Annotated in this window: 15 protein-coding genes; 7 read left to right on the top strand and 8 right to left on the bottom strand. The window is 62.4% G+C overall.

From position 1 onward, the window contains the following. Positions 1 to 225 precede the first annotated feature (225 nt). The 5 genes from HFRIS_RS06270 to HFRIS_RS06250 all read left to right on the top strand — a co-directional run bounded on the left by HFRIS_RS06270 (position 226) and on the right by HFRIS_RS06250 (position 3916). Positions 226 to 1407 carry a type VI secretion system Vgr family protein gene (locus HFRIS_RS06270; protein WP_161625966.1) on the top strand — a complete coding sequence of 394 codons (1182 nt, stop codon included), beginning with the start codon at positions 226 to 228 and terminating at the stop codon, positions 1405 to 1407. Then, positions 1383 to 2057: a glycoside hydrolase family 19 protein gene (locus tag HFRIS_RS24490; RefSeq protein ID WP_051110884.1), complete on the top strand. Its 675-nt coding sequence runs from the start codon at positions 1383 to 1385 to the stop codon at positions 2055 to 2057. Before HFRIS_RS06270 ends, HFRIS_RS24490 begins: the two co-directional genes overlap by 25 nt. Next, a complete protein-coding gene (locus HFRIS_RS06260) occupies positions 2054 to 2740 on the top strand; it encodes a hypothetical protein (RefSeq protein ID WP_006462427.1) in 687 nt (228 codons plus the stop codon). The genes HFRIS_RS24490 and HFRIS_RS06260 overlap by 4 nt, the downstream gene beginning before the upstream one ends. A 94-nt stretch (positions 2741 to 2834) precedes the next feature. Further along, a complete protein-coding gene (locus HFRIS_RS06255; protein WP_039874678.1) occupies positions 2835 to 3377 on the top strand; it encodes a hypothetical protein in 543 nt (180 codons plus the stop codon). Positions 3378 to 3469: 92 nt separating this feature from the next. After that, complete coding sequence (locus tag HFRIS_RS06250; protein ID WP_006462425.1) at positions 3470 to 3916, top strand: hypothetical protein; 447 nt, start codon at positions 3470 to 3472, stop codon at positions 3914 to 3916. Between the two features lie 10 nt (positions 3917 to 3926). Here the strand turns inward: HFRIS_RS06250 and HFRIS_RS06245 are convergent, their stop codons facing one another. The 5 genes from HFRIS_RS06245 to HFRIS_RS06225 form a co-directional block, all read right to left on the bottom strand. After that, positions 3927 to 5465: an efflux transporter outer membrane subunit gene (locus HFRIS_RS06245; protein ID WP_006462424.1), complete on the bottom strand. Its 1539-nt coding sequence runs from the start codon at positions 5463 to 5465 to the stop codon at positions 3927 to 3929. 22 nt (positions 5466 to 5487) lie between these two features. Next, positions 5488 to 8724, bottom strand: coding sequence for an efflux RND transporter permease subunit (locus tag HFRIS_RS06240; RefSeq protein ID WP_006462423.1), 3237 nt, complete (start codon positions 8722 to 8724; stop codon positions 5488 to 5490). A 12-nt stretch (positions 8725 to 8736) separates the two neighbouring features. After that, positions 8737 to 11892 carry an MdtB/MuxB family multidrug efflux RND transporter permease subunit gene (locus tag HFRIS_RS06235; protein WP_006462422.1) on the bottom strand — a complete coding sequence of 1052 codons (3156 nt, stop codon included), beginning with the start codon at positions 11890 to 11892 and terminating at the stop codon, positions 8737 to 8739. A 15-nt stretch (positions 11893 to 11907) separates the two neighbouring features. Then, positions 11908 to 13518 carry an MdtA/MuxA family multidrug efflux RND transporter periplasmic adaptor subunit gene (locus HFRIS_RS06230; protein WP_039874673.1) on the bottom strand — a complete coding sequence of 537 codons (1611 nt, stop codon included), beginning with the start codon at positions 13516 to 13518 and terminating at the stop codon, positions 11908 to 11910. A gap of 351 nt (positions 13519 to 13869) precedes the next feature. Next, positions 13870 to 14406, bottom strand: coding sequence for a Spy/CpxP family protein refolding chaperone (locus tag HFRIS_RS06225; protein ID WP_006462420.1), 537 nt, complete (start codon positions 14404 to 14406; stop codon positions 13870 to 13872). A 259-nt stretch (positions 14407 to 14665) separates the two neighbouring features. Between HFRIS_RS06225 and HFRIS_RS06220 the strand changes: the two genes are divergently transcribed. Then, positions 14666 to 15403, top strand: coding sequence for a response regulator (locus HFRIS_RS06220; RefSeq protein ID WP_006462419.1), 738 nt, complete (start codon positions 14666 to 14668; stop codon positions 15401 to 15403). Continuing rightward, the gene (locus HFRIS_RS06215; RefSeq protein WP_006462418.1) at positions 15400 to 16776 is read left to right on the top strand and encodes an ATP-binding protein; all 1377 of its coding nucleotides are present in this window, start codon (positions 15400 to 15402) and stop codon (positions 16774 to 16776) included. The genes HFRIS_RS06220 and HFRIS_RS06215 overlap by 4 nt, the downstream gene beginning before the upstream one ends. Positions 16777 to 16860: 84 nt before the next feature. Here the strand turns inward: HFRIS_RS06215 and trpS are convergent, their stop codons facing one another. The 3 genes from trpS to HFRIS_RS06200 all read right to left on the bottom strand — a co-directional run bounded on the left by trpS (position 16861) and on the right by HFRIS_RS06200 (position 19135). Beyond that, a complete protein-coding gene (gene trpS / locus HFRIS_RS06210; protein ID WP_006462417.1) occupies positions 16861 to 17910 on the bottom strand; it encodes a tryptophan--tRNA ligase in 1050 nt (349 codons plus the stop codon). Positions 17911 to 18171: 261 nt separating this feature from the next. Beyond that, positions 18172 to 18732: a glycine zipper family protein gene (locus tag HFRIS_RS06205; RefSeq protein WP_006462416.1), complete on the bottom strand. Its 561-nt coding sequence runs from the start codon at positions 18730 to 18732 to the stop codon at positions 18172 to 18174. Positions 18733 to 18808: 76 nt separating this feature from the next. After that, a complete protein-coding gene (locus HFRIS_RS06200; protein WP_006462415.1) occupies positions 18809 to 19135 on the bottom strand; it encodes a hypothetical protein in 327 nt (108 codons plus the stop codon). Positions 19136 to 19169: the final 34 nt, after the last annotated feature.

Raw genomic sequence — 19169 nt, 5'->3', positions numbered from 1 at the left:
CCATCCCGGGCCGCCAGCATGGTCTCTTTGCGGTTTGTTTTTTCTCCCCTGCCCCTCCTTCGCATTCTGTCCTCGTTTCTAGAATTCCATCGCTATGGCGAGTGTTCTGCGTTGGCTACCATCTCCCCTTTCTCGTTGTCCCCATCCTCCGTCTGCGCTGACTTCATGAATGGCCCTGGCCATTGACGCCGCTTGATGCGCACCCGGAACCTACCCGGAGCCCGCATGACCAGGACCATTCCCAGATTTCAGGAACTGATCAAAGGACGGCAGCACAACCGCATGCTGCGCCTGTCATTCCCCCACCGTGATGCACCCGATGCGCAGATGGTCGTCGACAGCATCGACGCCGTGGAAAGTATCTCCCGCGACTTCGAATACAAGGTCAAGCTGCTCTCCGACGACCCCAGCATTGCACTCAAGGACATGCAAGGCAAGCTGCTCAACATCGAGCTGGTGCGCGCAGATGGCAGCTTGCGCTACTTCTCAGGCTACGTATTCAGCTTCCGCAGATGCCATGCGGACGGTGGCATCGCGCTCTACGAAGCCACACTCGGCCCCTGGCTGCGTTTCCTCAAGCTGCGCAAGGACAACTACGTCTTCCACTACAAGTCCTTGAAGGATCAGACCAGCAGCATCTTCAGGGACTATTCGGCCTACCCCAACTGGGAGTGGCAGATATACGGCGGCAGCGCTGCCATGACCTACGCCTGCCAGTTTGACGAAACCGACTTCAATTACCTCAGCCGGCGCTGGGAAGCAGCGGGCTGGATTTACTCTTTCCGGCACGACGAGCAAGGCCATACCCTGATCATCGCCGATGACCCCTATCGGTCCGCTCCGATCGACGGCGATCTGGAAGTGCGCTTCCACGCACAAGGTGGCAGCGTCGAGGAAGACGCCATCGATCGCTGGGTGGCCGTGCGTGAGCTCGTACCGTCCAGCTTCAGCGTGAGTTCATACAATTTCTGCGAGCCCAGGCAGGTCTTGCGCACCGCGCCGACACTGAATCAGCAAGGCAGCGCCCCGCGCATGGAACAGTATGAATATGCGGGCTCCTATGGCTGCAAGAATTTCGATGATGCCTATGGACAAGCCAAGCTGCGCATGGAAGAGATCGAAGCCGTCGGCAAGTATTTCGAAGCGGAGGGAAATTGCCGCACGCTGGAAGCAGGACGCTATTTCCGTCTGGTGGACCATTTCAACCACGAACGTTATGGCAGGGACGCGCGAGACGGCCGTAATGATTTCCTGGTGCTGTCGATCAGACACCGGGTCTGCAATAACTATCTTGCCCGAGATGGCCTGGCCGAACCGACGTACCGCAACTGGTTCACCTGCTCCCGCATCCGATCAAGTTCATCGAACACCTGGCGAAATGCATGTGGCTATCGAAGAACGAGCTAGCGCACATCTATCCAACGGCGCCGTCCGGGAATGCGGCGACCATCAGCCACGGCACACCGGAGGCCGTGCGAGAGAAGTATCGGGTGGAAATCAATAAGTGCTGCATTAAGTATGGTTTGAATACGCGGTTGAGGATGGCGCATTTCTTCGGTCAAGGAGCGGTCGAGTCTATGAGTTTGAACCGAATGCTTGAAGAACATGATGGCAGCGATTACGAAGGGCGAACAGATATCGGCAACGTTTCTCCTGGAGACGGAAAAAAATTCAGAGGCCGAGGAATCAAGCAAATTACCGGCCGCTTTAACTATGGCGAGTATTGGGCATTCAGAGGGTGGTTGAAAAAGGGAATTGATTTTGATCCTGGATGGGAGACACCCGCAACTAAAGAAACGCCGTCCAAGCCGCCCAAGAGACCTCCACTCATCGATAACCCCGACCGCATTCTGGAGAACGTCTATAACTGCGTGGACGGCGGGGTTTGGTACAGCGTTCTTTTCAGATCATCCACTGCAGCTGCCATGGACAGAGATGATGTTCGAGCGGTAACTCACGCTGTTAATGGCGGCAAGGACACGCCCTTATGGGAAAAAAATTCGGCTCTCGGCGACCGAATCAACCATACTCAACGGATCAAAAAGGTACTTCTATGAACCACCAATGGCTAGTAACAATAATTCTACCTGCCATTTTCTCGTCTCAAGTTTCCATTGCAGGAGAGCGCGAAACTAACGAAATCGAGTTGATTATCAAAACTCAAAAGCAGATTGGTGAGCAAGCCTCATACCAGAACATCGAAATCGACAAGGTGTTGATCAAAAGCTCGGAGAAGTTGGGAAATGCGCAGATCAAAAGAATCAATTCAGAATTACAGAGACTGAATATCTCCTTTCATAAGAGCGCCAGTGCGTGCTACGACCCTCAGTGGCCTGGACCGTGGGGCCATGTGCTTAAGTATGAAAAAACCAACTTTGGGAAAACCACTCTGAGCATCCTGTTTGACATAGCTGAAGGCTGTTCTGGACAGCCAAATTTCGAAACATTCGCAGCCAACTTCTCGATACCAACAGGCAAACCGATTTCCACAAGAACGCTCCTGGAAAGATATGCACCCTCCTTGTTAAGGGCTGGTGCAGAAGTGAGCCACGACTTCCTGATCTTGGGAGACGATGCATTCTCGATTCTCATGGAGCAGAACGAAGGCACGTTCACACCCGATCTGCAAGAGTCTTGTGATTTTTTTCTGCGAAGGACAGGTTTCAGGGTGTGGGTAGAAGAGAATCGGCTGGTACTCTTGCCGCCGTTTCAGGTACAGAATTCAATATGCCACAACTGAATATGCATCAAGCGATCTTCGCTTCAAGAAGGAAATCTATCGCCAGTCCGGACCGAAAGACGAAATCAACAGGATCTATCTTGAAAAGATCACGATGCAAGCCTCCAGAAGACTTGGAAAAATTCAGGCGATGAGGATCAACAAGGAGATCGACAAGTTGTATGAGGCGATTTACTCGGAAGCGCGCTATTGCCGTGATCCTCTGGTCGCAAGCCCATGGGGATATGAAGCCGAACTGACGCATATCAACCTGGAAGGTGACACGTTGAGCGTGATCTTCAAAATCTCAGGCGCTTGTTACAGTCAACCGCATTTCGATATGGTTGCGGGAAATTTTTCCATACGCTCAGGCGCTGTTATTTCACGACGAAAGATGCTGAAAATGTACGCGCCCGATCTATTAAAAGCAGGGGTCACTTTTGATCCCAACTTCATTTCTTTGAGCGAGGATGCGGTTCAATACCTATTGGAGCAGAACGAAGATCTATTCAAATCTGAAGCAATGGCATCCTGCGAGTCCTATTTCCGATCTGCGGCTTTCCATATATGGCTCCGCGATGGCGCTTTGATACTGACACCGGGTTTTAGCCACCCAAATTCAATCTGCTTTAAAGCGTATTCCATCCGACCCAGCTGACCGTCTGAACCCACTTCTAGCACTGACCAGGAAGAGCAGACCTGTGCGCCAGCCCCTGTAACCCATTCAACCCAAACTTTCGAGATCACAGAATGCTGAAAAAAAACCTAGCCTTGGCAATCACCGTATTACTACCGTCGATTTTTCAACCCAGCTTCGGGGAAGAACTGGATCTCGGCGATATCAAGCTGGAAACTTCCGTTTATAAAAAAACAGGGGCAAGAGATGCAATGAACCGGATCTATATCGAGAAGGTGACCGTAAAACCCTCCAGATATCTGAACACCAGGTCGGCCAACAAGATCAACGCGCAACTTAAACAGCTCTCTGCAAGCTTCTATGCCAAGTCGCGGCAATGCAATACGCCCCCGAAGAACATTCCGTGGGGCTACGAGTTCGAGCTTTCAGAAGCCACTAACTCGGACGACATCTTGACGTTCGTCTTCGATGCTACGAGCGCATGCTCGGGTCGTCATTCATTCAAGAAGGTCAAACGAAATTTCTCTGTTCAGACCGGGGCGCTGATTCCTGAGGATTAATGCCCCCCCTCTACCTCAATGCCGCATTCTCCTTCAAACCCCTGGCCCGCTCTGCACTCTGCTGCTCCAGCGGTCCCAGGTCATCCAGGCTATGTCCGTCCCAGCCACCGCCCAGGGCCTTGGCCAGCAACACGCTGGCGGCCATGCGGCGGTTCAGGATATTCAATGAATTCAGCTCGGCCGACAGGGCCGTGGCCTGGGCGGTGATGACGTTGACGTAGCTGACCGTGCCGGCCTTGTACTGGTTGGTCACCAGCGTGACGGCCTGGCGCGCCGCTTGCAGCGCTTCGCCCTGCACCGCGGCTTCCTGCTCCAGGATGCGCAATGCAGCCAGGTTGTCTTCGACCTCCTGGAAGGCTGTCAGTACCGTCTGCTTGTAGGTGGCCACCGTGCCGTCGTAGCTGGCGATGGCCTGATCGGTGGCGGCCTGGCGCGCGCCGCCGTCGAAGATGGTCTGTGCCAGCTGTGGTCCCAGCGACCACACCCGACCCGGCAGTGTGAACCAGTCGGCAAAGGTGGAACTCTGGTAACCGCCCGAGGCCGACAGCGTCAGGCTGGGGAAATAGGCGGCCTTGGCTACGCCGATCTTGGCATTGGCGGAGGCCACGCGGCGCTCGGCGGCGGCCACGTCAGGACGGCGCTCCAGCAGCATCGACGGCACGCCCTGCGGGACCGGCGGCGCCACGGCGGTCAGCGGCGACCTGGGCAGGGAGAAGCTGGCAGGTGTCTTGCCCACCAGCAGGGCGATGGCATGTTCGATCTGGGCGCGGGTGACGCCGTTGTCCAGGGCCGAGGCCTGGGCCGATTTCAGCTGGGTCTGTGCCTGGATCACGTCGGACTTGGCGACCATGCCAGCGTTGTACTGGTTCTGCGCTACCTCCAGCGAGCGCTGGTAGGCCTGCACGGTGTCATCCAGCAACTGCTGCTGGGCGTCCAGCACGCGTAGCTGCAGGTAGTTCTGCGCCACTTGTGCCTGCGCCGACAAGCGGGCGCCGGCCAGGTCCGCTGCGCTGGCCTGGGCGCTGGCCTGGCTGGATTCGACGTCGCGCCGGACCTTGCCCCAGATGTCGGCCTCCCAGGCGGCGGTGAGCGAGAAGGTATAGGAATTGCGCACGCCGCCGGACGATCCGGACGACGACGAGGTACCGGACGAGGTCGAAGACCCGGCCGAGCCGGAGCGGCCCCGCGAGGCGCCGGCCGAAGCCGACAAGGTGGGCGAATAGGCCGAGCGCGAACTCTGCACCAGCGCCACGGCGCTGCGGAAGTTGGCTTCGGCCAGCGCCAGGTTCTGGTTGGAGACGTCCACCTGCGCCACCAGCGCATTCAATTGGGCATCGTTGAACATCTCCCACCACTTGCCGTCGGCCATCAGGTCGCGCGGCTGGGCGGGCTTCCAGTTCTGGCCTTCCTTGAAAACGGCCGGGGCCATGGTGGCCTCGTCCATCTGCGGTCGGACGTAATCGGGGCCGACCGCGCAGGCCGTCAGCGCCAGGCTGACCGCCAGCGCCATCAGCACGGGCTTGAGTTTGAACAGGTCTTGTTGCGTCATGCGTTTCTCCATGGCGGCAGCCTCAGGCCGCCGAGGTTTCTGTCTGGTTCTTGCGGCCGAAGCGGCGCTGGCCCCAGGCGCGCAGGCGTTCCATGTACAGGTACACAACCGGGGTCGTATAGAGGGTGAGCAGCTGGCTCACGACCAGTCCGCCGACGATGGAAATACCCAGCGGCTGGCGCAGCTCGGCGCCGTCGCCGTGGCCCATGGCCAGCGGGATCGCGCCGAGCAAGGCGGCCATGGTGGTCATCATGATGGGGCGGAAGCGCAGCCGGCAGGCTTCGAAGATGGCGTCACGCGGGGACAGGCCACGATTGCGTTCGGCATCGATGGCGAAGTCCACCATCATGATGGCGTTCTTCTTGACGATGCCGATCAGCAGGATCACACCGATCAGCGCGATCAGGCTGAAGTCGGTGCCGGTCACCATCAGTGCCAGCAAGGCACCCACGCCGGCCGAGGGCAAGGTGGAGATGATGGTGATGGGATGGATCAGGCTTTCGTAGAGTATGCCCAGTACGATGTACACGGCCAGTAATGCCGTCAGGATCAGGAGGGGCTGGCTGGAGGTGGAGGACTGGAAGGCATTGGCGGTACCGGCAAAGGTGCCCAGCACATTGGTGGGTACACCCAGTTGCGCCATGGCGCGGTCGATGGCTTCGGTGGCCTGCGACAGCGACACGCCCTCGGCCAGGTTGAAGGACAGCGTGGAGGCCACGAACTGGCCCTCGTGGCTGACCGACAGCGCGGTGGTGGTCGGCTCGAAGCGCGAGAACGCGGCCAGTGGAATCTGGCGCGAGGGCGCGGTGGAAATGGTCTGCGCCAGGCCCGTGTTGGCATTGAGCTTGCCGGCCGCCGACAGGGCCGGTGGCGTGGACAGGCTGGAGGTGGTCGGCGACAGGTTGGACGAGCCGGCCAGGCTGACATAGGTATCGCGCAGGGTTTCCGGGCTCTGCCAGTATTGCGGCGCGGCTTCCATCACTACGTGGTACTGGTTCATGCCGCTGTAGATGGTCGAGATCTGGCGCTGGCCGAAAAGGTCGGACAGGGTGGAATCGATCAGCTGTGGCGTGACACCGGCCCGCATGGCGGTCTCGCGGTCGATGGTCAGGGTGGTCTGCAGGCCGTTGTCCTGCTGGTCGGTGCTGATGTCTTCCAGTTCCTTGAGGTTGGACAGGGCCAGGCGGATCTTGGGTTCCCAGATGCGCAGCAGGCCGACGTCATCGGACTTGAGCGAGTATTCATACTGCGAGTCGCTCTGGCGGGCACCGATGCGGATGTCCTGCACCGGTACCAGGAACACCCGGGCGCCAGCCACCTTGGCGGTCTTCATGCGCAGCCGCGCCACTACCTTGTCGGCGCTGTCTTTGCGTTCGGTGAGCGGCTTCAGGGTCACGTACATGAAGCCGCCATTGCGCCGCTGCCCACCGGTAAAGGCCACCACATCCGACACGGCGGGATCGGCCTTGACGATGTCGATGAAGTCGTTGAGCTTGGTGCGCATGGCCTGGAAGGAAATGGCCTGGTCGCCGCGGATGCCGCCGATCAGGCGCCCCGTATCCTGCTGCGGGAAGAAGCCCTTGGGGATGGCCTTGTAGAGATACACGTTCAGGGCAATCGTGGCCAGCAGGATCAGCATCATCAGGGGGGCCGCCCGCAGGGCCCAGGCCAGGGTGCGTTCGTAGGCCAGCAGCATGTCTTCGAAGATGGCGGCGGTCTGATCGGAAATCTTCTGCAGCCAGGGATGGCGCCGCTGGCGACGCGCTGCGTCGGCCTCCGGGTCATGGCGCAGCAACTGCGCGCACATCATCGGCGTGGTGGTCAGGGACACCACCAGCGAGACCAGGATGGCCACCGACAGGGTGATGGCGAATTCGCGGAACAGGCGGCCGACGATGCCTTCCATCAGCAGGATGGGAATGAACACGGCGATGAGCGAAATGCTCATCGACAGCACGGTGAAGCCGACCTCGCGCGCACCGAGCAGGGCCGCCTTGTAGGGCTTCATGCCGGACTCGATATGGCGCGAGATGTTTTCCAGCACCACGATGGCATCGTCCACCACGAAGCCGGTGGCAATGGTCAGCGCCATCAGCGACAGGTTGTCCAGGCTGAAGCCGGCCAGGTACATCACGCCGAAGGTGCCGATCAGGGACACCGGCACCGCCACTGCGGGGATCAGCGTGGCACGGGCGTTACGCAGGAACAGGAACACCACCATGATCACTAGCGCCACCGAGAGGATCAGGGTGAATTCGGTTTCCTTCAACGAGGCGCGGATGGTGGGGGTGCGGTCCAGCACAACCTTCATGTCGATGGCGGACGGGATCGAAGCCTGCAGCTGCGGCAAGAGCTCGCGCACATTGTCGACGGTGTCGATGATGTTGGCGCCGGGCTGGCGGTTGATGATGATCAGCACCGAGGGCTTGCCGTTGGAGGAGCCGGCGTTGCGCACATCGGCTACCGAGTCGCGCACTTCGGCCACGTCCTGCACCCGCACCGGCGTGCCGTTGCGGTAGGACACGATCAGTGGCGCGTATTCTGCGGCGGTCTTGGCCTGGTCGTTGGCGTAGATCTGCCAGTTACGGCCATCGTCTTCCAGCAAACCCTTGGGGCGATTGGCATTGGTGGCCGCCACTGCAGTGCGCACGTCGGCGCTGCCGATGCCGTACTTGTTGAGGGCGGTCGGGTTCAGTTCGATGCGCACGGCCGGCTGTGAACTGCCGCCCACGCTGACCTGCCCTACCCCGCGCACCTGCGACAGTTTCTGCGCCACGATGCTGTCGGCGGCGTCGTACATCTGCCCCTGGGTCATGGTGTCGGAGGTCATGGCCAGGATCAGGATGGGGGCGTCGGCCGGGTTGACCTTGCGATAGGTCGGGTTGCTCGGCATGCCGGTGGGCAGCAGGCTGCGCGCGGCATTGAGCGCGGCCTGCACGTCGCGGGCGGCGCCATCGATGTCGCGGCTCAGGTCGAACTGCAGGGTGATGCGGGTGGAGTTCTGGGAGCTGGTGGAGGTCATCTCTGTGACCCCGGCGATGGCGCCCATGGCGCGTTCCAGCGGCGTGGCCACGGTCGCGGCCATGGTCTCGGGGCTGGCGCCGGGCAGCGAGGCAGAGATCGAGATGGTCGGGTAATCCACCTGCGGCAACGGCGAGACCGGCAGCAGGCGGAAGGCCACCATGCCCGCCAGCGCGATGCCGATGGTCAAGAGTGTGGTGGCGATGGGCCGCTTGATGAAGGGAAGCGAGATATTCATGCGCGCATCCGCCTACACCGCCGGCGGCAGCGTGGCCGGCTTGCCGTCTTCACCATCATCGTCGTCGCCGCCATGCCCAGGCGCGCGCTGCCCGAAGCGTGCGCGCAACCGGCGGCCCAGGCTGTCGAAGCCGAGATAGATCACCGGCGTGGTAAAGAGCGTGAGCACCTGCGACACCAACAGGCCGCCCACCATGGTGATGCCCAGCGGCTGGCGCAGTTCGGAGCCCACGCCGGTGCCCAGCATCAGCGGCAAGGCGCCCAGCAGCGCTGCCATGGTGGTCATCAGGATCGGCCGGAAACGCAACAGGCAAGCCTGATAGATCGCCTCGCGCGGGCTCTTGCCTTCGTGCCGTTCGGCCTCCAGGGCGAAGTCGATCATCATGATGGCGTTCTTCTTGACGATGCCGATCAGCAGGATGATGCCAATGATGCCGATGATGCCCAGGTCGGTACCGGAGATCATCAGCGACAGCAGCGCGCCCACCCCCGCCGAGGGCAGCGTGGAGAGGATGGTGATGGGATGGATGTAGCTCTCGTAGAGCACGCCCAGCACGATGTACATGGTGATGATGGCCGCCAGGATCAGCCAAAGCGTATTGGACAGCGAGGCCTGGAAGGCCAGCGCGGCTCCCTGGAAGTTGGTCACGGTGGAGGCCGGCATGCCGATCTCGGCCTCGGCGGCCTTGATGGCATCGACCGCCTTGCCCAGCGAGGCGCCCTTGGCCAGGTTGAAGGACACGGTGGCCGCCGGGAACTGGCCGATGTGGTTCACCACCAGCGGCGCGGTCCGTTCGCTGACGGTGGCGATCGACGACAGCGGTACCTTGCCGCCGCCCGAGGTGACCAGGTAGATGCTGTCCAGCGCTTCGGGGCCGCGCTGGAATTCCGGCTTGACCTCCATCACCACGCGATACAGGTTCGATTGCGTATAGATGGTGGAAATGAGGCGCTGGCCGAAGGCGTTGTAGAGCGCGTTGTCGATGGCGGCGGTAGTGATACCCAGGCGCGATGCGGCATTGCGGTCGATCTGGATATAGGCCTGCAGCCCCTGGTCCTGCAGGTTGGTGGCCACGTCAGCCAGTTCCGGCACCTGTTGCAGGCGCGCGATCAGCTTCGGCACCCAGGTACTGAGTAGGGCCGGATCGGCGTCTTCCAGGGTGAACTGGTATTGCGTGCGGGAGACGCTATCCTCGATGGTCAGGTCCTGCACTGGCTGCATGTAGAGGGTGACGCCCGGCACTTCCCGCGCCAGCGTGGGTTGCAGGCGACGGATCACGTCGGCGGCGGAAACGTCGCGTGCTTCGTGCGGCTTCAGGTTGATCAGCATGCGCCCGCTGTTCAGGGTGGCATTGGTGCCATCCACGCCGATGAAGGAGGACAGGCTCTCCACGGCCGGGTCTTGCAGCACTACCTTGGCCAGTTGCTGCTGTTTTTCTCCCATGGCACTGAAGGAAATGGACTGCGTGGCTTCCGAGATACCCTGGATAACCCCGGTGTCCTGCAGCGGGAAGAAGCCCTTGGGCACGAACACGTACAGCAGCACGGTCAGGCCCAGCGTGGCCACGGCCACCAGCAGGGTCAGCTTCTGGCGCTCCAGCACCCATTCCAGCATGACGCCGTAGCGGGCGATGATGCGATCGAAGAAGACCTGGCTCTTGTGGTAGAACCAGCCCTGCTGTTCTTCCGGCTGATGGCGCAGCAGGCGCGCGCACATCATGGGGGTCAGCGTGAGCGAGACCACGGCCGAGATCAGGATGGAGACCGCCAGGGTCACCGCGAATTCGTGGAACAGGCGCCCCACCACGTCACCCATGAACAGCAGCGGGATCAGCACCGCAATCAGCGAGAAGGTCAGCGAGATGATGGTGAAGCCAATCTGCTCGGCGCCTTTCAGGGTCGCCTGCATGGGCTTCATGCCTTCTTCGATGTAGCGCGAGATGTTCTCGATCATGACGATGGCGTCGTCGACCACGAAACCGGTGGCAATCGTCAGAGCCATCAGGGTCAGGTTGTTGATCGAGAAACCGGCCAGATACATGATGGCGAAGGTGCCCACCAGCGACAGCGGTACCGCTACGCTGGGGATGATGGTGGCCGGCACGTTGCGCAGGAAGACGAAGATCACCATCACCACCAGCGCCACCGACAGCAGCAGTTCGAACTTCACATCGGCCACCGAGGCGCGGATGGTGGTGGTGCGGTCGGTCAGGATGTGGACGTCGATGGAGCCCGGCAGGCTGGCCTGCAGCTGCGGCAGGATCTTCTTGATGCTGTCGACCACGGCGATCACGTTGGCACCCGGCTGGCGCTGGATGTTCACAATCACCGCAGGCTGCTGGTTGGCCCAGGCGCCCAGGCGGACGTTTTCTGCACCATCGATCACATCGGCCACATCGGAGACCCGGATCGGCGCGCCATTCTTGTAGGCGATGATCAGGTTGCGATACTCGTCGGCCGAGCGCAGCTGGTCGTTGGCATCGATGGTGGAAGCGCGGGTGGGGCCGTCGAAGCTGCCCTTGGCCTGATTGACGTTGGCATTGCCGATGGCGGTACGCACGTCATCCAGGTTCAGGCCCAGTGCGGCCACGGCACGCGGATTCAATTGCATGCGCACGGCCGGGCGCTGGCCGCCCGACAGGCTCACCAGACCCACGCCCGACAATTGGGAAATCTTCTGCGCCAGGCGGGTGTCGATCAGGTCCTGGACCTTGGGCAGGGGCATGGTCCTGGAGGTGACCGCCAGCGTGATGATGGGGGTATCGGCCGGGTTGACCTTGCTGTAGACCGGCGGCATCGGCAGGTCCGAGGGCAGCAGGTTGCTGCCGGCGTTGATGGCGGCCTGCACCTCCTGCTCGGCCACATCCAGGCTCAGGTCGAGGTTGAACTGCAGCGTGATCACCGAGGCTCCGCCGGAACTGGTGGAAGACATCTGCTTCAAGCCCGGCATCTGGCCGAACTGGCGCTCCAGCGGCGCGGTGACCGAGGAAGTCATCACATCCGGGCTGGCCCCGGGATAGAGGGTGACCACCTGGATGGTCGGGTAATCGACTTCGGGCAGGGCCGACAGCGGCAGGAGCCGGTAGGCGACGATGCCCACCAGCAGGATCGCCAGCATCAGCAAGGATGTGGCGACCGGCCGCAGAATGAACTGGCGCGAGGGATTCATGCGTGAGCCTTGTGCTTACTTGGTGCCGTTGGCGTTGCCTGCGTTGCTGGCACCACCGGTGCCGCCATTGGCATTGCCTGCCTCGCGCTGGCGCCGCAGTTCCATCATCTTCTGGCGACGCTGGTCTTCAGGCAGCTTCTTGATCTCTTCGCCGAATTCGCCGGCATCGATGCGTTTGTTGAGCTCGGCCCAGCGCTTCTGGCGCTCTTCCGGGCTCATGCTGGCCTGACCGCCCTGACCGCCTTCTGCGCCCTGCCCTGCGGCCTGTCCGGCCCCTTGTCCTTGACCCTGGCCACGCTTGCCATGGCGGCGTGCATCGGGGTTCTCGGTGGTGAGCTTGTTGGCCGGGTCGTCGGCACCACCGCGTGCCACGGCCTCGACCTTGGCGCCTTCGCGCAGCCGGTCGATGCCGTCGATGACCACGGTCTCGCCGGCGGCCACGCCGTCGGTGATGACAGTCAGGTCATCCTGTACCGGGCCGGTCTTGACCGGGCGCACGGTGACGGTGTTGTCTTCCTTGACCACATAGACGAACAAACCCTTGGCCCCGCGCTGGATGGCGGCCGTCGGGATGACGGTGGCACCTTGCTCGGTATTGAGCTGCAGGCGGATATTGACGAACTGGCTGGGGAACAGCGCGTAGTCGGTATTGGGGAACTGGGCCTTGAGCTTGACCGTGCCGGTGGTGGAATCGACCACGTTGTCGATGGTCAGCAGCACGCCGTCGGCCAGTTTCTTCTTCTGCTCCCGGTCCCAGGCCTGGGCCGGCAGCTTGCGACCGCTCTGCAGCTGCTGCAAGACCTTGGGGATATTGTCTTCGGGAATGCTGAAGATGGCGGTGATCGGCTGCAGCTGGGTGATGATGACCAGGCCGTTGGTGTCGCTGGTGGTGACGTTGTTGCCGACGTCGGCCTGGCGCAGGCCCAGGCGGCCACTGATGGGGGCGATCACGCGGGTGAACGACAACTGCAGGCGGGCGCTGGCGACGCTGCCCTCATCGGCCTTGACCGTTCCCTCATATTGCTTGACCAGCGCGGCCTGGGTGTCGACCTGCTGGCTGGCGATGGAGTCCTGCGACAGCAGGGTCTGGTAGCGCTTCAGGTCAAGCCGGGCCGAGCTCAGCAGTGCGCGGTCGCGCGCCAGCTGGCCTTCGGCCTGGGTCAGCGCGGCCTGCAGCGAGCGCGGGTCGATCTCGGCCAGCAGCTCACCGGCCTTGACCACCTGGCCTTCCTTGTAATGCAGCTTCATCAACTGGCCATCGACCCGGGCGCGCACGGTGGCGGTGGCCGTGGGGGTGACGGCCCCCAGTCCGTTGAGGAAGACATCCACATCCTGCACCCGGGCCTTGGCCACGCCGACCGGCATGGTCTGGCCAGCGAAGGCGCCGGCGCCCGGACGGCGGGCGCCCGGACCGCCAGCACCTGGACGGCCCCCGGGGCCACCGGGGCCACCCATGGCACTCATCTGCTCCTGCTCGGCCTTCTTCTTGGACCAGTATTTGTACCCGCCACCGGCGGCCAGTGCGGCCACCAGTACCCAGAACCACCAGCGGCGCAGGATGCTGCCACGGGAACGCGAAGGAGATGGGGAGGGAGATGGCTGGCCGGGATTGGGAGTATTTGTCATGTCAGGGAAACCAGTAAACCGATCACGTATGCAGACCGCCAACAGGCGGCCTTGTCTCATGGGAAGTCGATGCAGCGCTCTGCCATCGCGTCGGCGTGCCGTTATCCGGTCACGCAAAGGCAAGAGCATAAGGGAAGGCGGCCCATCCTGTTGGATCGGGCCGCCTACCGCTATTCTCTCCTGGGCGGCTTGCAACTCTGCAACCACGCATGCCACCTGCATCGGCTGGCACGCAGTGTACCCAGCTATTGCCGGCCGCGCCAATGAGAACAGCCTTGCGGGTCAAGCGCAAGGCTGTCGGGGTGGAAAACGCCCGCGCTTGCAACGCACGGGCGAATGCTGCCGTGTGCCTTACTTGGCCGGAGCGTCGGGAGCGGGCTTGCCGTCACGCGGCGGGCCCTTGTGCTCGCCACGCTGGCCGTGATGCATCTGTTCCCAGCGATGGTGCTGCATCTTGGCGAACTCGGCGTCGAAGGTCTTCTGCTGCTCCGGCGACAGGGTGGCGTAGAACTCCTTGGTGGCGGCGATGCGCTGTTCTGCGAAGGATTCGCGCTTGCGCATCATGTCCAGCTGCTTGTCCAGACGTTCCGGGGTGGACAGCTTGGCCCATTCTTCCTTGTTGGGACGGGCGGCACGGTCAAACGGGGCCGGCTTGGTCTTGTCCAGGAACAGCTTCCAGCCGGCTTCCTGGGCGGCGGTGATCTTGAGCTTGTCGTGCAGCTGGGCCTGGTGCTTGGCGCGCATCTGCTCGAACTTGGCGATCTGTTCCGGGCTCGGGGCGTGGCCTTGCGGGCCGTCCGGGGGCATCTGGGCGAAGGCCGACAGCGTCACGGCGCTGATGCTTACGGCGGCGATGCCGGCCAGGATACGGTTCTTGAATGTCAACATGTGTTGCTCCTTTCAGTGGGTCTTGCGCTTGGTACTGTGCTTGTACTGCGCTTGTACTGTCATACAGCGAAGTGCTGTCTTGGCACGGTTCCCATTAAACCGGCGGCGTGTATCGGCGATTTTTCCGCTGTGCCGTCATTTGTATCGTTTTGTATATCCGCAGGCCTCCCAGGTATCGTTTTATTTCCATCCCCCTCCTTGTAAAGACCCGATACAAATCCATCCTGCACGTACGGACAAGTTCGGCATAATGCGTCCCATGGATACAAATACTCACATCCTCGTCGTCGATGACGACCGCGACATCCGCACACTGCTGGCCGAATACCTGGACAGCAACGGCCTGCGCACCCTGACCGCCACCAATGGCAGCGAAATGCGTCGGGTGCTGGAAGAGTCGCGGGTGGACCTGATCGTGCTGGACCTGACCCTGCCCGGGGAAGATGGCCTGACGCTGTGTCGCAACCTGCGCGCCACCTCATCGGTGCCGGTGATCATGCTGACCGCGCGCGGCGAGCCGCTGGACCGCATCCTGGGCCTGGAAATGGGCGCCGACGACTACCTGGCCAAGCCCTTCGAGCCGCGCGAGCTGTTCGCCCGCATCCGCAGCGTGCTGCGCCGGACCCAGGCACTGCCGCCCAACATGGCCCAGCCGGACGTGGCCACCATGCGCTTTGCCGGCTGGACGCTGGACCTGACGGCGCGCCATCTGGTGAACCGCGATGGCGTGGTGGTAGCCCTGTCGGGGGCGGAGTTCCGGCTGCTGAAGGTGTTCCTCGACCATCCCAACCGGGTGCTCAACCGCGACCAGTTACTGGAGCTGACCCAGGGCCGCGAATCCGATCCCTTCGACCGCTCCGTGGATATCCAGATCAGCCGCCTGCGCCAGAAGCTGGGTGACGATGCGCGCACGCCCACCATCATCAAGACCGTGCGCAACGAGGGTTATGTGCTGGCCACCACGGTCAGCGCGGAAGGTGCAGGCCGGCCGGCATGAAGGATTTCCTGGGCTCCATCGGCAACCGCATCTTCTTCCTGCTGCTGGCGGGCATCGTGGTGGCGGTCATGGCCACCACCTGGTTGTCTGGCAACGAGCGCCGCAGCACCTTGCGCGAACTGCGCTTCCAGCATCTGGCCGACCGCGTGGAACAGATCGTCCAGGCGGTGGACGACATCCCGCCGCCGCAACGTCCCATCGTGCTGCAGGCCGCCACCAACTTCGGTTTCGAGGCGCGCATGGTGGACGACATGAATGACGCCATCGGGCCCAACGCCAGCACCAGCCCGCTCATCGAGATGCTGCAGTCGCGTCTGGGGGAGGACCGCAAGATCGCCGTCCAGCGCGAAAGCGAATGCCCGCCCTTGCGGGCCGATGATGCCCACGCCCCGCGCCGCGACACCTGCCGCGTGATCTACGTGAGCCTGCACGACCAGGCCCTGATGCGCCTGCGCCTGCACCAGCCGGGCGAGCCCCCTGCCCTGCGCGGACGCGGTGGACCGGGTGGACCGTTCGGCCTGCAGTACATCCTGCTGTTCCTGGCGCTGATCGCGATGCTGGCCTGGCTGGTGGCGCGCATGGCGACCCGCCCGATCCGCCAGTTGGCCCAGGCCGCATCGCGCCTTGGCAGCGACATCGACCATGCGCCACTGGCCGAGACCGGCCCCACCGAAATCCGGCAGGCGGCGCATGCCTTCAATGCCATGCAGGGCCGCATCCGGCGCCAGATACAGCATCGCACCCACATGCTGGCGGCCATCACCCACGATTTGCAGACGCCGCTGACACGCATGCGCCTGCGCCTGGAAAAGGTCACCGACGCCGAACTGCAGCAAAAGCTGATCGACGATCTGGGCGTGATGCACGGCATGGTGCGCGAGGGGCTGGACCTGGCGCGCAGCATGGATTCCTCGGAGAAGATACAAGCCCTGGATATCGACTCCCTGCTCGACAGCGTCTGTGCCGATGCTGCCGACGCCGGCCAGGACGTGAGCCTGCAAGGCAGCACCCGCGCCTTCGTGATGGCCCAGCCGGGGGCGCTGCGGCGCTGCCTGACCAACCTGATCGACAATGCCTGCAAGTACGGCCGCCAGGCGCGGGTCAGCATCGCCCTGGAGCAACAGAAGATCGCCATCCGTATCCGCGACCAGGGGCCGGGCATCCCCGATGCCGAGCTGGAGGCAGTCTTCGAACCCTTCTATCGGCTGGAAACCTCGCGTTCACGCGATACCGGTGGCACCGGGCTGGGCCTGACCATCGCGCTCAATATCGCCGAGAACCATCATGGCCAGCTGCGCCTGCGCAATCTGGCTGAAGGCGGGCTGGAAGTCTTGTTGGAACTGCCGCAGATGACGCCAACCAAGGCACGCTGAACTCCTCCTCAGGCATGAAAAAACCGCCGCTCCCCTTGCCGGGAAGCGGCGGTCTCGTTTTCTGCAGGCGGTCGCCTGGGCGCCTTAGCCGAAGTAGTTCAGGCCCAGCGCGGCATTGACTTCCGACATGGTCTGCGCGGCCACGGCACTGGCACGCTCGGTGCCGCGCTTGAGGATGGCCAGCACTTCGCCACGGTCCTTGGCGAACTCTTCGCGACGGGTGCGGATGGGTTCCAGCAATTCCTGCAGGATGCCTTCCAGCCGACGCTTGACCACGCTGTCGCCCAGACCACCCCGGGTATAGTGGGCCTTCAGCTCGGCCACGGCATCGCGGTCGGGGTCGAAGGCATCCAGGAAGGTGAAGACCACATTGCCCTCGACCTGACCCGGATCGTCCACGCGCAGGTGGTTAGGGTCGGTGTACATGCGGTGCACGGCCTGCTTGATCTCGGCCGGCGTCGCGCCCAGGGCGATGGAATTGCCCAGCGACTTGCTCATCTTGGCCTTGCCGTCGATGCCGGGCAGGCGGCCGGTTTCGGAAAGCACTTCCTTGCATTCCACCAGCACTTCACGATCGACGGTGGCGTTGAATTTGCGCACCAGTTCGTTGGTCTGCTCGATCATCGGCAACTGGTCGCTGCCCACCGGCACCAGTTGCCCCTTGAAGGCGGTGATGTCCGCCGCCTGGCTGACCGGATAGGTCAGGAAACCGGCCGGGATATCGCGCTCGAAGCCGCGCAGGCGGATCTCTTCCTTGATCGTGGGATTGCGCTCCAGGCGCGACACCGTCACCAGGTTCAGCAACACCATCGACAGTTCGTAAAGCTCGCGCACCTGGGACTGGATGAAGATGGTCGATTTCTCGGGATCGATGCCCACGGCCAGGTAGTCCAGCGCCACCTCCAGCACGTTGTCGGTGACTTTCTGGTGGCGACCGACGTTGTCGGTCATGGCCTGCGTGTCGGCCAGCAGCAGGAACTGGCGCGAAGTCTCCTGCAGCGCTACGCGCGATTTGAGGGAACCGATGTAGTGCCCCAGGTGCAGCGGACCGGTAGGACGGTCGCCGGTGAGGACCACGGGCAAGGTGGAAGCGGAGGTCGTGCTGGAAGCGGAACTAGTGGCGTTCGAAGACATGGTCATTCCTGATCGTTAATCTGTCTGGAATGCCGCCGGTCCGAAGCTGAAAAAAACATGCCGCCGGAACCGGCGGCATCACATGGTCAATCTGTGTGAAAACGGGCCGCCTGGGTCAGGCGCGCCACCAATGCTGGGTTTTCGCAAGTTGGGTTCGGAAAAGCATGGCGGCGAGTATAGCACTGGCGGGCCGCCATGTTGCGTTGCATAAGAAAAAACCGCATCCGGGGATGCGGTTTGTTTTCTTCACCATCTGCGTTCTCAATATGCACCCGGCGGCGGGCCGTAATACGTCGGCGGCGGACCATAGTAGCCCGGAGGCGGCGGCGGAGCGTAGTAGTAGCGCGGGTGGTAGGTATAGACGGTGGTGGTCTGGACCGGCTGCTGCACCTGGTTGCCCTTGCTGTACATGCACTGGGTATAGGTCATGTCATAGCGCTGCTGCATCGAATAATTGCCGCCCGCAGCCGCATTGCTGCCGGCTGCGCTGCCCACCAGCAGGCCACCACCAGCACCGATGGCCGCCCCGGCACCGGCATTGCCGGAAGCCGCGCCGATCAGTGCGCCGGCCACCGCACCTACGGCGGTACCGACCGCGGCGCTGTTGGCCGCATTGTTCTGGGTCTGCGCCGCCTGCCCGCCGATGGCGTCCTGGGCGTACTGCTGGCATTGCTGCTGGTCGGCACGGAATTGCTCGTAACTCTTGTCCTTGCCTGGCATCGCCATCACGGACGGTCCGGTCGGTACGCTCACGCAACCACCGAGCGCCAGCATGGCGCCGACGGCGGTGACGGTAGCGGCGGTCTTGTAGATGGGTTTCACGTTGATTCCTTTATCTGTGAAGGTATTGCTTTAGCGCAGAGCATCTGAGAACGGCCTGCGCGACCCGGTCGCCAGGCTATTGCGGTGGCGGACCGCCGGGAACGGCGGGGGTATTGGGAACCACCTTCATCCAGGGACTGGGGCAGTTCTGGACATAGGGGTAATACGCCTTGGATTCCTGGCAGTAGTACCAGTAATCCTGGCGCGGCGGCTCCACGTAGACCGGTGCCGGCACCCGTTCCACATAGACCGGAGGCGGGTAGTAGACCGGCGGCGGCACCCAGATCGGCCCGCCGATCACCACGCCGCCATAGAAGCGCCCATGTGCATACACCGACGCGCTAGCCACCAGGCCGGCCACCGCCAGCACGCCGCAGACGCCGATTGCCGCTATTTTCTTCATGTTATTGCCTTTGGGAGTGTCTCTGAATGTCGGG

Source organism: Herbaspirillum frisingense GSF30, from assembly GCF_000300975.2.
Lineage (GTDB): Bacteria > Pseudomonadota > Gammaproteobacteria > Burkholderiales > Burkholderiaceae_D > Herbaspirillum > Herbaspirillum frisingense.
This window is presented reverse-complemented; position numbering and strand designations above follow the sequence as displayed.